This window comes from Pseudomonadales bacterium, assembly GCA_024234435.1.
Classification (GTDB): domain Bacteria; phylum Pseudomonadota; class Gammaproteobacteria; order Pseudomonadales; family Porticoccaceae; genus JACKOF01.
The window spans coordinates 1834431-1849979 of record JACKOF010000001.1; the positions used below are offsets into that span (position 1 = coordinate 1834431).

At 47.7% G+C, this 15549-nt stretch carries 15 protein-coding genes; 2 read left to right on the plus strand and 13 right to left on the minus strand.

Annotation, left to right across the window (positions count from 1 at the left end):
• Window positions 1-82 precede the first annotated feature (82 nt).
• The 13 genes from H7A02_08455 to H7A02_08515 all read right to left on the minus strand — a co-directional run bounded on the left by H7A02_08455 (window position 83) and on the right by H7A02_08515 (window position 13168).
• A complete protein-coding gene (locus tag H7A02_08455) occupies window positions 83-1048 on the minus strand; it encodes an AraC family transcriptional regulator (protein ID MCP5172280.1) in 966 nt (321 codons plus the stop codon).
• 249 nt (window positions 1049-1297) lie between these two features.
• Entirely contained in the window at window positions 1298-2245 is a 948-nt protein-coding gene (locus tag H7A02_08460; GenBank protein MCP5172281.1) for a hypothetical protein, read from the minus strand.
• Between the two features lie 41 nt (window positions 2246-2286).
• Window positions 2287-2826 carry a hypothetical protein gene (locus H7A02_08465; protein MCP5172282.1) on the minus strand — a complete coding sequence of 180 codons (540 nt, stop codon included), beginning with the start codon at window positions 2824-2826 and terminating at the stop codon, window positions 2287-2289.
• Window positions 2827-2915: 89 nt separating this feature from the next.
• A complete protein-coding gene (locus H7A02_08470; protein MCP5172283.1) occupies window positions 2916-4124 on the minus strand; it encodes a phosphotransferase family protein in 1209 nt (402 codons plus the stop codon).
• Between the two features lie 114 nt (window positions 4125-4238).
• Window positions 4239-5543: an FAD-dependent oxidoreductase gene (locus tag H7A02_08475; GenBank protein MCP5172284.1), complete on the minus strand. Its 1305-nt coding sequence runs from the start codon at window positions 5541-5543 to the stop codon at window positions 4239-4241.
• Between the two features lie 81 nt (window positions 5544-5624).
• Window positions 5625-6359 carry a hypothetical protein gene (locus H7A02_08480; protein MCP5172285.1) on the minus strand — a complete coding sequence of 245 codons (735 nt, stop codon included), beginning with the start codon at window positions 6357-6359 and terminating at the stop codon, window positions 5625-5627.
• A gap of 50 nt (window positions 6360-6409) precedes the next feature.
• Window positions 6410-7540 carry an NAD(P)-dependent alcohol dehydrogenase gene (locus H7A02_08485; GenBank protein MCP5172286.1) on the minus strand — a complete coding sequence of 377 codons (1131 nt, stop codon included), beginning with the start codon at window positions 7538-7540 and terminating at the stop codon, window positions 6410-6412.
• Window positions 7541-7562: 22 nt separating this feature from the next.
• A complete protein-coding gene (locus H7A02_08490; GenBank protein MCP5172287.1) occupies window positions 7563-8660 on the minus strand; it encodes an alkane 1-monooxygenase in 1098 nt (365 codons plus the stop codon).
• Between the two features lie 158 nt (window positions 8661-8818).
• Window positions 8819-9598, minus strand: coding sequence for an SDR family NAD(P)-dependent oxidoreductase (locus tag H7A02_08495; GenBank protein MCP5172288.1), 780 nt, complete (start codon window positions 9596-9598; stop codon window positions 8819-8821).
• A 23-nt stretch (window positions 9599-9621) separates the two neighbouring features.
• Entirely contained in the window at window positions 9622-10074 is a 453-nt protein-coding gene (locus H7A02_08500) for a benzoate 1,2-dioxygenase small subunit (protein MCP5172289.1), read from the minus strand.
• A gap of 52 nt (window positions 10075-10126) precedes the next feature.
• Window positions 10127-11470, minus strand: coding sequence for a Rieske 2Fe-2S domain-containing protein (locus tag H7A02_08505; protein MCP5172290.1), 1344 nt, complete (start codon window positions 11468-11470; stop codon window positions 10127-10129).
• Between the two features lie 62 nt (window positions 11471-11532).
• Window positions 11533-12450, minus strand: coding sequence for a catechol 2,3-dioxygenase (locus H7A02_08510; protein ID MCP5172291.1), 918 nt, complete (start codon window positions 12448-12450; stop codon window positions 11533-11535).
• A gap of 394 nt (window positions 12451-12844) precedes the next feature.
• On the minus strand, window positions 12845-13168 hold the full coding sequence (locus tag H7A02_08515) for a 2Fe-2S iron-sulfur cluster binding domain-containing protein (GenBank protein MCP5172292.1): 324 nt from the start codon (window positions 13166-13168) through the stop codon (window positions 12845-12847).
• Between the two features lie 379 nt (window positions 13169-13547).
• Between H7A02_08515 and H7A02_08520 the strand changes: the two genes are divergently transcribed.
• The gene (locus H7A02_08520; GenBank protein ID MCP5172293.1) at window positions 13548-14375 is read left to right on the plus strand and encodes an enoyl-CoA hydratase/isomerase family protein; all 828 of its coding nucleotides are present in this window, start codon (window positions 13548-13550) and stop codon (window positions 14373-14375) included.
• Window positions 14368-15513 (plus strand): acyl-CoA dehydrogenase family protein, encoded by a 1146-nt coding sequence (locus tag H7A02_08525; protein ID MCP5172294.1) that lies wholly within the window; start codon window positions 14368-14370, stop codon window positions 15511-15513. The genes H7A02_08520 and H7A02_08525 overlap by 8 nt, the downstream gene beginning before the upstream one ends.
• The last annotated feature ends 36 nt before the right edge of the window (window positions 15514-15549 follow it).

A 15549-nucleotide genomic window follows, 5' to 3' on the forward strand; every position in this document is an offset into this window, starting at 1 on the left:
TAACTAAACCCAAAAGCAAATCGCGTAAAAAGACGCCTATCGCCATGACAAGAACATCCAAAAAATGAACCAATATTGTTTTTTACGAACTACGTTTTCTTAGTGTTTCTGAGGGCAACTCACCGAATACGTCACGGTACTGTTTTGAGAATCTGCCAAGATGGCTAAATCCAAAACTCAAAGCCAAGTCTGTAACTCTGGTGCTGTTAGGGTCTCCGGATATCAGCTCATTCCGGATTTTGTGCAGACGCAAAGATTTTATATAAGCCTGCGGTGTGGTCTTCAGGTGATCGTGAAAATACTTATACAAAAGCCTTTCGCCAATCAGAGCCCGATCAAGAATATCGTCAATACTAATATCTTCCAGCAGATGATGGTCAATATATTCAAGTGCGTTTTTTAACTGTGTGGGTAACATTGAAGAATTGTTTTGCAGTAAGTAATCATAGTTGCTGGAGTGAAACTTCAGCAATGCACTTACAACAGAGTCCATCATAACGTCACTGACATGGCAAAAATTTGCACTCCCTTTCTGCTTGTCCGCCAGCTTGCCGTAAAACTTTATCAAGTCAATCAAATAACCATTGTCATTTTCTTTCTCAACCCTGACATCAAAATTGATCGGCTTTTTCAGCCGCATTCCCGTCTCCTGAGCAAGCCGTGCCTGCACAAAATCAGAATCCAGGGTAATAATCAATTTTTCACACGCGTTCTTATAAACCAGAGAACTCTCACTCAAAGGGTTAATAATCGCTGCGTCCCCGGCACCCAGGTCAATCGATTCACCACCATGATCAATACTGCAATTACCCTTAAGCACGAGCTGAATCTGATAATTACTTTTTTGGGCTGGACCACAAACCTCCACGTCAGAGCCATACTTAATAACACTGAAGGACATTTTTTTGTTGGGCAAATGCTTCAGGTAAGAATCCCCCGGCCCTTCATCACCTACCAGCCTTATACTATGCTTGCCAACGCACTTTTTTATCTGCTGGGACATCGTAAAGGGGGAGACAGACCTCATCACCACATAACGATTAAGCATTTTATAACCCCACTCTTGCCAGTTATTGATGAGCGACGACTTCAGCGAAGGCCGCTCATGTTCACAAACAAACTCTCTTTCGGATGACCAACTGCTTTGAGCAATACACCCATTTAAGTATAGCTATTAACAATATATCAACAAAATCACACAAAAACTGTTTTAACTATCTATAAAAACGGTATATACCGAAAAATTTAAACCTTCAATAAAATACACCTATTAACAATATTATTTAAATCTTTGTTTCTAGTAGTTCGGGCTTTGCTCAACAATGTGGCGTAAATATTCTGTTTGCCATCCCATTTCCATCCATCCGACACCCTCTTGGCCATCTATCCAGGCGCGAGCAGCGCCTTCCATCAACGTTATCACCGGGTCAGGCTCATAAGGGAAGTGAGCGAAAAACTCGGCGGTAACGTTAACCTCTCGACCAAGTTCATCGGTGAGTACCATCTGTGCAGAGGTATGCCGAAATTGATCATCCCCCTGCCAGTCAACTTTAAGATCAGAGATTTCGGCCATCTGCCCGTCTTTATAGATATAGCCATACAAATCCGTTCGCCCCATCGCATGCAGATGCCAGAAATGAACAGAAATATCATCTCCAACCTGCGCGTGAAACCAGCGGTAGTTCATAAATGCAGCCCAGTCTCTGGTGCCCCAACTGTGGTCGCGATGGCTCGTGGTATCAAAGGGAATCACACGATCGCCTAGCGTCAATGTCCCTTTAGCCCTGCCACTTTGTTCAATACGATCATGAGCACAATAGGAAGGGCACCCCTTTTTGTTCGAGGCATAGGAGTACGGCGGATGAAACCCTTCGTAAGTAAAGTCAATAGTTGCCTCATCGCTTTCCCAGTAGACCTCAGCCTTACCGAACTTTAGGTCTTGCTTCATGGTAAATTTTTCAATCTTCCAATCGGAAAAATCCATATCCGGTGACACGGGGCGATTAGGCAATTTTGCAACGATGGGTTCAGGCCCTACTCCCGCCCCGAAAATAATCACTGCAGCTCCCGCCTGGTGCGCCTGATCCACCCAGGTATAGGTAAAAAACGCAATTTTTTCTTCCGGCAGGGTTATTGTGTACGGAATGGATTCACGATCCATTGAGCCTGGCCTGAGCTGATGACGGCCATCATGTCGCGGCTCCACGGCCAGATCAGGGCGTGACAGTTTTACGTGGTCAAACATGTTCCTCTCCAATTCTTATCGAGCAAGTGGTATCAATTCTGTTAACAGGGCTCTGGGGAATATTTTTTCATCGCATCTTTGAGGCTCATCAGAGTGTCCGGATTCACATCAAAGTTGGTTTTCGCCACAAAAGCTCGCTCTCGCGAAACCTGCGGCAAGCTATGCTGCAAAACTATCTCGGTGGTTTTCTCTAACAATGCCTTATCTTGCAGAGACGCGATTTTCTCAATCAATTCAGAAGCAAAATCACGCACTTGTTGCCCGCAACTCTCCACTTCAGTCAACGTGACGTTCCACCGCTCTGCGGTTTTTCTGGCTTCATTGACAGCCTGTTTCTGCTCTACTTCCAATTCCAGCCCGCTAAGGTCTATCAACTGGTTCAACAGTTCGACATGAGAATAAATATCGGCAACAGCAAACCAGTGGGCATACTCAACCTGCTCGGTTAACAGATTAAGCGAACCAATAACCAGATTCGCCTGCTCAACGGCGGCACTGTTATCGGGGTCAACTGCGGGAAGAACCACTTCCGTCATTGCCTTCATCATGGTTTGCAGGCGAAGGTCAAAACTTGGGCGCATGAGCTTTCCTCAATTATTTAATAAATAAAACAAACTGTTAGCATTTGTACTTACCCGCTCGACAATAAGAGCTGGCGTACCAACAGGTCTCATTGTTTTGGATTAGACGCATCTGTTAATGCCTGACGAAGAGCTTCCAGAAAGGGGTAACCCAAACCTCCAAACCAGGTCATAAGAATATCCTGATGCGTCTTCAGACCTTTCGCTGCCCGCAGAGCAGACCCCAAAATCATGATTGATCCCTTCCACAAGGCAAAAACTGTGTAATAGCGCAACCGATCTTCATCCACTATCAGCCCACTGGCTTTTTGATAATCTGAAATGAACTGTTGCCGATTAAAAATTGAGCCATACAAAGGCTCACCACCCTCTCCGGGTGTGACAAATGCAGGTAATAACAACCAGGCAAGGTCATAGTGGCGATCACCAAAATATCCCAGCTCCCAATCTAGTACCGCTGTAATTTCTTTGCTGTCAGGATCAAACAGGTAATTGCCAGTGCGGTAATCTGAATGAACCAGAGACACCACATCCAACGGTTTTCGATTAGCGCGCAACCAGTGTTCCGCCGCTGTAATCAGAGGAACCGCTTCTTGCCGGTCTTCCTCCCACACCCTGGCCCACCAGTTAATCTGCCAGTCGACATCTTGGGTTGTATCTTGTGCAGGCATATCAAATGCCGATAGATCTTTACCCTCGCCCGTAAAATTGTGAATGCGGGCCAGGTACTCAATAACCTGTGGTCCAATGGCATCACGATGTTCTTTATCAAACTGAATACCAACGCCCGTCACATTTTTTGAACTGGCCGCCGGTTTTTGAACACCGGAGACAAAACCGCAGATCATGGACGGCCTGAGCAGTTCCTCTCCAGTTGGGTCCAGCCAATAGGTAGCTGGAACAGGAACGATATCTTTCACCGCGGCAAACAGCTGGAATTCACGTAATCTATCCGTTTCAACCACTGATTCTGCAGGCTCTCTGCGTAAAACCATGCGTTCTGCGACGCGCTTTTCGCCCTCGCAAGTCCAGTCCATTTCAAACGAAAACTGTTCTTTCGATGCGCCACCAGTGAGGGGAGCCAAGTTACGAATCGCAAATTCACCCGTCACTCGCTTCGGCAGAAAGGCTTCCAGTCTTTGCTGGAGATCAACAATATCTGTTGCCGTCATTGCCGGATCCAGTCGACGGGAAAGTTTCCGACTCAAAGCATCGTCCACGGTTCTTTCAACAGGATATCGCAAGCGCAATTCATCAACCCACGCTTGTGTTGGAGAATCACGTAATTCACTACTCAAATTAATCACCCCTCACTCAATCAGTTAAAACGCATTATTGTTATACAGGCACACCGAAAAGCCATCACCACAAGCCACTCAATGGCGCCGGGTAACGCCGTTAATCAGCACGGTTCAAGCTAGACTGTTATGTAATTTCAAGGCCGCGGTTTCCCCTGTAGAGACGGCAGTTTCAACACTGGCACTGGCAAAATAATCCCCCGCCACACAAATACCTTTGGGTAACTCTTGATGCAAGCCGTCCAATGAACCACTGAGGCCTGGACCGGGGATACTCACGCCGCGCTCATAGCAGAACAAATGCACAAATAATGGCTCAGGTGCCGCGCCAAACACCTGGGTAACGGCTTCAAGCGCTTCTCGTTTGATGTCCTCATCGCTTAAGGCGGGAAGCCCTGCTACGTTAAATATCACCGTAGCCAACTCGCCTCCCTCCGGAACAGAGCCTGGCTGACGCCGACTGTTCAAGAGCAAGCAGTTAATATTCAGGTCATCACCCACAGGAAGCACCAGATCTGCGGGAAAATCTGGCCAGGGGTTATTTTGGTACCCAATCGACACCGTTGCATACTTGCCGTAGGGAACGTTGAGTAACCGTTGAACCGCCGAATCAGGAACACAAGATTTTAAAATTTCAGCCGCCGTAAATGCCTCGGTCGCAACGATCACAGCATCGACGTCATGCGAAACATCGTTGGCGAAAACCTGGTATCCACTACCATTAGCTTCGACCTTTTCAACCGTTGAAGAAAAATGAATCTCAACCCCGGGGCTTTTTTCGATAAACCAGTCGCTGATTTGCCCCATACCACCGGGTGGCACCGAGAGCTTCATCGACAACGCTTTTTTCATCATCGATAAGGGGAAACCGGTAGCCAGTTCACGAGAAGGTGCAGCGGTCAGAAAATTCATCATTGGGTTTATAATGTAGTCGTACGCGCGGTCTCCCAGATTTTTACGAGACCAGTCCTCCATATTCTCCCCTTTGTCATACTGCCCCAGCTGCCCCCCGTCGAATGGGTTTTTGGGCCCAGGCGTAAGCAATATACGAACACCGGCTACAGCGAGGCGTACCTTGTCACCAAAGCTGAGAACTGGAATTGACAGATAACTCGGCATTTTCACCAGGTTTACGGGGTAACGGGAGTCATCCTTATCCACCAGTTGGGTGTCTCCAGCCCAGGGAATCAAATCTTGACTATGCCCCATTTCTTCAATCAAACCTGACGCTCGCGGGTACAACCCTTCCATCAAGAAAAGAGCCCCACTGGGAAGGTTAAACCCCTCTTTATTAACTTGCTTGGTACGCCCGCCAATGGAGTCCGAAGCTTCAAAAAGATGGACTTCGTGCCCATGTTTTCTCAGCGTATACGCCGCGGAACAACCCGCTGCACCACTACCAATCACAGCAACTTTCATTATTCTCTCCTGCTTCCAGCTACTCGCTGAGGTTTACCAACAGCATCCACTGATTCTGTCGATACATCAAAATTCAAAATATTACTGGGCAACCAATGCCGCCTCTTCTCGCTGTAAACGGCTCACCGCCTTGATGATGAAAATTGACATCAAACAGCTCCAACTAAAGTAGGTACCGAAGGCAACCCAAAAATTAAATAACCCGTGAAAAGCAAAAGGCCCTGTTTTAAAGAAAGAGATCAGGCTCAGAGGGAACCAGGACACACAGGTAAAAAATCCCCACCAGCAAGCCCAGGCTGGTATCAGTGGCCTTTCACGCGAATCACGTAAAAACGCAATACTGACTGCAAGCAACTGAAAGCTGGTGACGATGTAAGTCATGTCGATAAACACCCAGCCCATAAAATACATGGCGTGAATGGTTTCTGGGGCCAAGATAGAAGCCTCGACAGCAATAGTGACCCAGATCGCACAGGCGATCAGCGGGCATACCGCTGTGATAGTTGCCCCCATTGCCTCCAGGTTCGCGAGAATGCTGTCGGGGCCATCTACACGACGAATAACCTGGGCAATTGCGGCCCCCCAGGCGTAATAAAAACCCCACGCAAGAATGGCAATAGACAAGCCTGTCACCAGTGCCATATTGTTATTGCGATAGTGAGCAGCAATCTCTAAAGGGGAAAGGTCCGCGCCCACCGGGGGAAAGTTTTGTGCCAGAATCCCCCACGAGCCTAAAAAGATAACCAGGCAAGCGGGTCCACACCAGGCGAGAAATTTCCACACGCCGTAATCACTTTTATTGTTATTAATATCCACGAATTAATCTCTGTTTTTGTTATAAAAATAATTTGAATTTCGGGACAAACTTAAAATACAAGAACGGGCTTAATCACCCGCCCGGATTCGGCGGCTTCAGCAGCTTCGTTAATCTGATCAAACGGGAATGTTTCTATCATTTTGTCGAATGGAAATTTTCCCGCCTGGTACCATTCAATCATCTGAGGAATAAATGACTTAGGGTCTGAATCGCCTTCGATGATGTACTTGGCACCCACTCCTCTGCCGAGCATGCTCATCAGGTTTGCCGGCATAGAAGCCTCCGGGGGAGGAGCACCAACCATTCCTAACATGCCTCCAGGCAACAATGTTTCCATCGCCACCTCTATTACCGCCGGGATACCTGTTGTATCGAAGGCGTAATCCACCCCACCGCAATAATTTTTAATTGCGGCAAGAACGTCGGGGGTCTCTATAGGGTTAATAATGAGATCTGCACCAAACTCATATGCGAGTTCATGACGCTCTACCTTAGGTTCCACAACAATAACGGTTCCAGCATCAACGGCTTTTGCCGCCAGCAAAGCACTCAAGCCAACCGCACCTCCGCCAAAAATCGCGAAACTATCACCTTCACCAACTCCCAGAGAAAGCACTGCGGCGCCCGCACCTGTTTGAATACCACAACCAAGGGGTCCCATAATTTCCAACGGCAGGTCTTTTTCAATGACAACAGCATTGGTCTCTCTGGCGATAGCATAGGTAGCAAAAGATGACTGGCTAAAGAACACGCTATGCAACTGCTTCCCGTTTAATGAAATAGGGCTACTCTCATCGGAAGCACGTCCACCGGAGAAGTTTCGCGGAAAAAACTCGTAACAGTAGGCAGGTTCATCACGCTGGCAATTTTTGCAACTACCACAGCTATCGAAGCTTAGAACAACGTGGTCACCCGCTTTAATATGTTTGATATCCGCGCCCACAGACTCAACAATTCCGGCACCTTCATGCCCCAAAACAATCGGCATGGGTACAGGAAAGCCATGACGGCAAGCAATGTCAGTATGACAAATTCCGGTGCCCGTCATTTTGACCAAAATCTCGTCTGGACGAGGACTTTCAAGCTCAACATCCTCGATCTTCCACGGGGCATTAAGCTCACCAATAACAGCAGCACGAATATTTTGAGTAGCCAAGAGAAACTCCTGATTATTTATTATGTAACTTGCGTTAGTTGTTTAATTATTTTGCTGGTTGGGAGTCCTGAAACCAGTTCGGCCAACCAATGGATTTGTTTTGCTCAAGCGCCAGCGCTTGCTCGTCAGGAGAGGCATATCGTGTATCCCACTCTCGAAGAATTCGTTTGCTAATCAGGTTTTCCCATATGGGCGGAACCAAAGCCGCCATAAAGCACAGAAACACACTGGGGACATTGACGGAATCAACATCCGGCCTGAGTTTGTAATAAGGCATATACCCATTCAGGTGATGATCTGCATGATTAGTAATCTCAAATGTCATCGCCCGACTAAGGGGAGCAAGGTGGTTCCAGACATGCCGTTTTTCGATCTTCGAGCCAATAACACGAACCTGCCCGTAGTGCTGGAAGTAATTGAAATTCTCAAGAAAGTATCTGGCGAGCAACGTACCACCCAGGCAGGCTAACATCCCCGCCCATCCACCGATCAAGAACATCAGGTAAAGGAACACCGCGAGGCCGAACACTGCCCGCCATACACGATGCTGAATCGACCAACGCCCTTTGCCGCGTTTCTCCAACGCGTCAGATTCCATTCGCAGTGCCGCTTTAAAACTTCTCGACATGGCCTTTACAGCAAAGAAATAAAGTGAATCACCGCGCTTTGCAGTATCGCTATCCTCTTCGGTGCCAACATCAATATGATGACCAACCACATGCGCGATGTCCCGAGTTGCATCCATATACATGATCTGGAACACCATGCCGAGATTACGCATGAAAGGATTCTGACGATGGAATAGTTCATGGAACGCTGGAACGCCCACAATAGTACCGATCCAGCCCATGGACAGAACCGCCCCCACCTGGTTGTACCAGGCAAGGCCACCCTGGGCAAACCGGTAAGCCAGAGCACAATACATGACGAAGGCCAATAATGCGGAAAGCACAACCGGCACGTAGGCAAGTGCTTCATTGTTTATTTTTCGGACTGCAACATCTCTGGGTAGAAGTGAGTCCAGCAAGGCCAGCGTTGGTAACGTTGCCACACCAAGCCAAACGTACGCATCCCCCAATATCAAGCCAAATATCGAAACCGTTATTGTTAACGGTGACAAATAGTAACGTACATAATCAAACATTTATGCTTCCTCCCATAGGCGTGCTTGCAAAACACACAACAACATTGCGCATGCGCACCACGCCTTCGGCTTTCAATTGTTATAGTCAAAAAGAGTGCTCTCTAAAGACTGGGTTCTCACCATGAGTTGAACCAGCCCTTGCTGTTTTTTTAAGGCCCCTAACCAACAAAACCACCCCCCACAGAGATAATCTCACCGGTCATATAGGCGGAATCATCTGAAGCGAGAAAAGCAATTGCAGACGCTTGATCTTCCGGAGTTCCAACCCGACGCAATGGCGTTTTTCCAATCATTTCATCCGTTGCAGATATCCATAGCGCCGCTTCTTTGTCAGAAGGGCCATCGGGATTTCTGGGAATTTTTCGCGGGCCAACATCTGTAGCCCCGGGGGCAACCGCATTCACCCGAATACCGTATTCCCCCAACTCCATTGCCAGCGAAGTGGTAAGAAAGTTCACGCCACCTTTGCACGAAGAGTAAGGAACTCGGTAGGTCGCACGAGAAGCGATGGAGCTCACGTTGACAATCACGCCAGCGCGCTGCTCAACAAAATATTTGGCAAACACATAACAAGACCACATGGTTGGCCAGAATGAACGACTGACTTCTTTTTCTATTTGATCAGGCTGATATTCAATAAAAGGCTTCAACCAGATAGTGCCGCCAACGTTGTTTACCAGCACGTCAATATGCCCCAACACGTTCAAGGCGTTTTCATATGCCTCACAAACACCTTCGTGGCTTTCAAGGTCGGCGAGCACACAATGGGCATCAACACCATGCTGCTTTAACTCTTCAACAACATTGAGTGCTTCTTCGGACTTATCGACGATCAAAACCGTCGCACCCTCAAGCCCTATCCGCTTTGCAGCACTCTTGCCAATACCCTGCGCGCCACCGGTAACCACAACTTTTTTACCAACAAATCTTTTACACATTGCTTCGTTCATCGGGCACCTGTTTATACAAGATAAAAATCGACTGCATCTTCAAAATAATCATTCAACAAGTTGATGCGCTTGGATTGAATTTTTAGAGCGCCGTCGACTTTTACGAGCTTATAAACGGTATTGCCAAAATAGGATGTGGATTTCTGGTGCCGGTAGGCATATGTCACCCACGACACCCGCACCGAGCAACTGAGTTCATCTGCCTCCAGGACAACAAGGTTGGAGGTCATATGAGTAGTTCTGTACAGTGGTTTTGAAGCACTGCTCCGCTTGGTACCGATTCGGTAAATTCGGTCCTCCAACCCCGCTCTGCTGTTGTAATAAATCAGCGAAATTTCTTTGTGAGGGTCTGATGTTTGCTCATCCGAATCGTCATCCCACGCAGGCATCCAATAAGTGCAGTTTTCCTGATAAAGCTCCAGCCATTTTGAAAACTCACGATCGTCCAGTAACACGCCATCCATCGCTACCAGGTTTTCAATCTCTTCTCGTGTAATTGCCATGATATTTATTTCCTCAGGAATCCAGCTCTTTTTCGCAGGATGCCAACAGATAGTTCATCCAGTATTGATGCTGAGTCAGATAAAGCCCTTCGTCCTCCATTTTCACGCCGGACATCAACGGGCTAATGCCCAGTTTTTTAGCGTCTTCGTCAGCACCGTGAACCCAATGAGTTGCGCCACGGGAAATATCATTCCACTCTGAACCACTACTGGAAAAACCGATCTGACTGGCATTGAACTCCGCCAAGTCATCTGGCGTGGCCAGCCCGGTCGCGTTGAAAAAGTCTTCGTATTGACGAATACGATGCGATCTTTCTTTATCGCTCTCACCTACAGGCGCAAAACAATAGATAGTGACCTCTGTTTTATTCACCGACAGCGGCCTGAACACCCGAATCTGGGTGCTCGTCTGATCCATCAAAAAGAGGTTCGGATAAAGGCACAGATTGCGAGATCGGCACACCATCCAGTGGGCTCGCTCTTTACCATGAAGCTTTTCGTAATTTTCCAGCTCGACATAATTTGGCCGGGTTTTAGGGTTTGGCCACTCTCCCCACAGCATCACATGACCATGATCAAAGGCATAAAAACCACCCTTGTTGGTCAGCCCGCCAACATCCATTGCCTCGTCGCCAGATTGAGAGATCCCTGCACCCTTGCGTCGGGTGTTGGTAGCCACATAATTCCAGTGGACGGTATCAATGTGATAACCATCGGCACCATTCTCAGCTTGTAATTTCCAATTGCCGTCAAAGGTGTAAGTGGAACTGCCTTTAACAACTTCAAGACCGTTTGGCGATTGATCTGCCAGTAAATCGATAAAGGTTTTTGCACCCCCCAGATATTCATCGAGGGTAACAACATCATCGTTCAGACTAATAAAAATAAACCCTTTATAAACCTCAAGCCGCTTGATCTCCTTCAAGTCATGCTGACCTTTACAGTTAAAGGTTTCGGGGTAACCTGCGCCCTCTGGTTTGGCTGGCTTGATCAACTTGCCGTCCGTTTTAAATGACCAGCCATGAAACGGACAAACAAACGTTGGCCTGGAACCTTTTTTATCCCGGCACAAAGTTGCACCGCGATGACTGCACGCGTTTAGAAAAGCGTGTAATTCACCATTGTTATCTCTGGTGAGCAATACTGAGCGCCTGCCCGCAAACAACGTGTAGTAGGAATTATTTTTTGGTAGCTGGCTTTCATGAGCTGCATAGATCCAATTACCTTCAAATATATGCTTCATCTCCAGATCGAAAACATCTTCGTCGGTAAACGCCTGCCGACTGACTTTATAGTCACCGGTAGATTCATCCTCAACCACACTGGATGCGATCAAATTTTTTATTCTTTCATTCATACTATTTTCTCCCTTAAGAGACTCTTCACTGCTGACGCCTCGCTGACTTTATGCACAAACTTCTAGGTACACGCAGCCATAAATGGTTCTATCACTTCTTCGTGGTGATACAGCAATGAGCGACCGGCCTGATCTGCTGTCCAGGTAATTACCGGGTTATCGGGGTAGTACCAGGAATCATCGCAAAATGTCTCGTTGCAGTTGCCTGAAGGGTCATAGAAATAGCAGGTCTGCCCCCGAGTGATGCCGTGCCGCGTTGGAGTAAGTGCCATGCGGGTTTTGGTTTTGGAAACAATATCCGCAGCTCGCAACACCTGCTCCCAACTACCGACAAGAAAGGACACATGGTGTAACTTGTCTGGCTCGGGGTGGCGAACAATGGCGATATCATGAGCTTTGGTGGAGCAGCTCATAAATACAGCCAACTGCAGATCGCCGTCGACTAATTGCTCGGTAATAGAGAAATCAAGAACATTAACGAGTAAATCAACAGCCTCGGTTAACTGATCGCCATAGATCGCAATATGGTCTAGGCGCCTGACAGCGGCACCCTTTAAGCCATCAGGCCAAGGATCGGGGTTTACCAAAGGCAAACCATTGCCCACCTGCTCTTTCTCTGCATAAAGTTCCAGGGTATGGCCGGTTGGTAGTTGAAATTGCAAGCGTCGACCACAGCGGGGCAAATCACCAGCAGGCAGCTGTTTTACCGTACAACCTGCCGCCTCAAGTCGGGCCTGATAATGATCGAGATCGCTATCGAGCTTCACTTTAAAGCCGTAAAAATCCATTCCAGAGCGATCCGACTGCCGCAGAATGACTGAATAAGCATCGTGCTCATCCCAGGCTTTCAAATACACGCAATCATCGTCTCTGGCGGTTTCCACCAGACCGACAACTTCAAGATAATGTTTTCTTGCAACTTCGAGATCGAGCACACGCAAACAAATATGTCCGGGTCGCAAAATTCCTGTCATAGCCATATTGGCACCCCTAATGTCGATAGTAGTTACCGGCTAAACACCGGCTTGCTATTAATTGGCGCTGTGATGAAAAGCCACAACCTGAGATACCAAAAGACACCAAATGCATCAGCATCGGGTTAAAAATTCTTCTTTGAACAGATCTCTGTTGAAGCGTTTTCGCGTTTAATCTTTATTCTTATTTTTTCTATTGCCTGCATTGTAGGGCGAACAAACACCGCAACAATCCAGATTCTGAAGGGACTATCCAGCTACTGTAATAGGTAAAATCGGGCAAAATGACTGGCTTCCTGAGAGTGAAGCAGCGACAAGATTAACGAGAAGAAGAAACTATATTCTAAAGCGAGGCACTCAAAAGCCCAGGAATACCCACCGACATCCAAGTAGTAGCTCCCTACTTTTCGACGGAGATCCTTTCCAGCCACCCTTTAGGGATACTTTGATAAGGTTTCACCAACAAGTCCGACTCAGGGTATGTTTTACAGGCCAGCGTAATCCCAGCCGCCAGCTCTTCATCGGAAACCTGTGACTTGCTCATTGAACCACAACGATAACTTCCCTCAAGCACCTGAATTTTGCATATTCCGCAACCACCACTTCTGCAGCCCGCTGCTATTTTTTTATTCTGTATCACCAGCAGCGCGTCCAGCAATGCTTGACCAGGCTCGCAGCCATACTCTTTGTCGTCATCAGCCAGACGAATATGAAAGTTTGTCATTTGATCAAATTCATTATTATTTATTTTCTTTGGGCCTTGGCATTATGTATTTTCGCACCCCCAGCACAAGTGTTAACCGTGGCTCGCGGAACTACTGCTCACGAAACTATTGGAAAAGCCCTACAGCTATGACGCCAATACAAATACTAGACTAAACCCAACCAGAAAAACAATTTATTTGTAATAAACAATACTAAATAAAACAGCCCTCCAAAAATCACAAAACTCTTAAAAAGTACTATATTTAGAAAAAATACTGATTATTTTATATAAAAACAAAAATATAGTATTAAATTTTGTAATGTAAGATACTATTTACCAGGGCGCCTGCTGCTGCTATATTCCCCTCTGATTAACAGATACTCTCCGGAGATAAAGAATGCCAAAAGTTGTCTACGAAAAGCGCGGCCCGATTGCCTATATCCGACTCAATCGCCCTGAAGTCAAAAACGCCATTGACGTTGAAACCCACGAATTACTATGGGAAATCTGGTCCGATTTTGCCGACGACGACAATCTGCGGGTTGCCATTCTGACAGGCACGGGTGACTCTTTCTGTGCCGGGGCCGACTTAAAAACCCATGTTCCGGAATGGGATGGCGTCGGCGCAGCGCTGGCCCGCAGCAAATTGCCAGACGGCTTCGCTGGCGGCATTACCCGCGGCCAACACCGTATTTATAAACCCATCATCGCGGCTCTAAACGGTTGGGTATTAGGCGGCGGCCTTGAGTTGGCACTGGCTTGTGATATCCGCATTGCTTCAGAAAAAGCCATGTTCGGCTCCTTCGAATTACGCCGAGGTATGCACCCCGCAGACGGGGGGATTGTCAGACTGGTGAATATCTGCGGCGCTGGTATCGCTCTGGAAATGGAACTCACAGGTGAAGCGATTGATGCTCAACGCGCATTCACTGCCAACATGGTGTCCCGTGTGGTTCCTCACGATGAATTAATGTCCGCAGCTGAAGACTATGCCGCCCGCATCCTGCGTAATGACCGCCAGGCCGTAGAATCGGCCAAAGAGACCATTATGGAGGTTATTGGCCGCCCTCTTGATGATCAGCTCAAACTGGAAGCCCTGCTCGGTTACGCCATTTGCGGAGACAACCCCGTTATTGAAGAGCGCTCGAATAAGTTCTTTTCTAAAACCGATGAAGGTCGTATCGGCAAACATGCCACACCAGTCGCGGGACTGCATAATGATTGAGCATCGCGCCGTATTTAATGAAGACCAGCGCCTGTTCCGTGACAGCGTACGTCGCTTTATGGACACCGAAATCGCGCCCAACTTTCCACAATGGGAAAAAACCGAGTTGGTCGACAGGTCCCTGTGGACCAAAGCCGGTGAGGCGGGACTACTCTGCCCTCAGGTTCCTGAACAGTATGGCGGTATCGGCGGCGACTTTCGTTTTAACGCGGTGTTGATTGAAGAATGCTCCTACGCCGGTTACGCCGGGCCAACCGGTAACTTTACCGCCCATAGCGACGTTAGCTGTGGGTATTTGCTGTCCTACGGCAGCCAGGAAATCAAAGAAAAATGGCTGCCTAAAATGGTGTCTGGCGAAGCGGTATGCTCCATAGCCATGAGTGAACCCTCGGCGGGAAGCGACTTACAGGGCCTTAAAACAAAAGCCGTGGACGACGGCGATCATTACATCGTGTCGGGCTCCAAAACCTTTATCTCAAATGGCCAGCACTGTGATATTGCCGTCGTGGTGGTTAAAACCGATGCTGAAGCAGGATCAAAAGGCATGAGCCTGTTGTTAATGGAAGCAGACAGCCCCGGTTTTGAAAGAGGCCGAAACCTCGAAAAACTCGGTCATCACTCTGCTGACACTTCCGAATTGTTCTTTGATCAGGTGCGTGTACCTAAAACGAACCTGTTAGGCGTTGAAGGCGGTGCCATGGGCGCGCTGATGTCCGAGCTACCTCAAGAGCGGCTGATTATTGCCTACGCCTCTATTGCGGCGGCTCAAAAAGCCTTTGATATCACCTGCCAATACGTCAAAGAACGCCACGCTTTTGGACAGGCCATTGGCAACATGCAAAACACGCGTTTCAAGCTGGCCGATTTAAAAGCCGATTTAGCCGTGGGCTGGTCGTTTGTGGATCAGTGTTTAGCTGAATTAATCAAAGGAGAGCTCTCGGCTGAACGAGCCTCTATTGCCAAGTTATGGGTAACTGAAATGCAAGGTCGTGTAGTTGATCAATGCGTGCAGTTTTTTGGCGGCTACGGTTTTATGAAAGAGTACGAAATTTGCCGACTCTACGCTGACGCAAGAATTCAGCGCATTTACGGTGGAACATCAGAAATTATGAGGGAGATTATTTCTCGCTCACTTTAATGGGAACGGCAACCGACGCAACAACTTTTTAGAAGG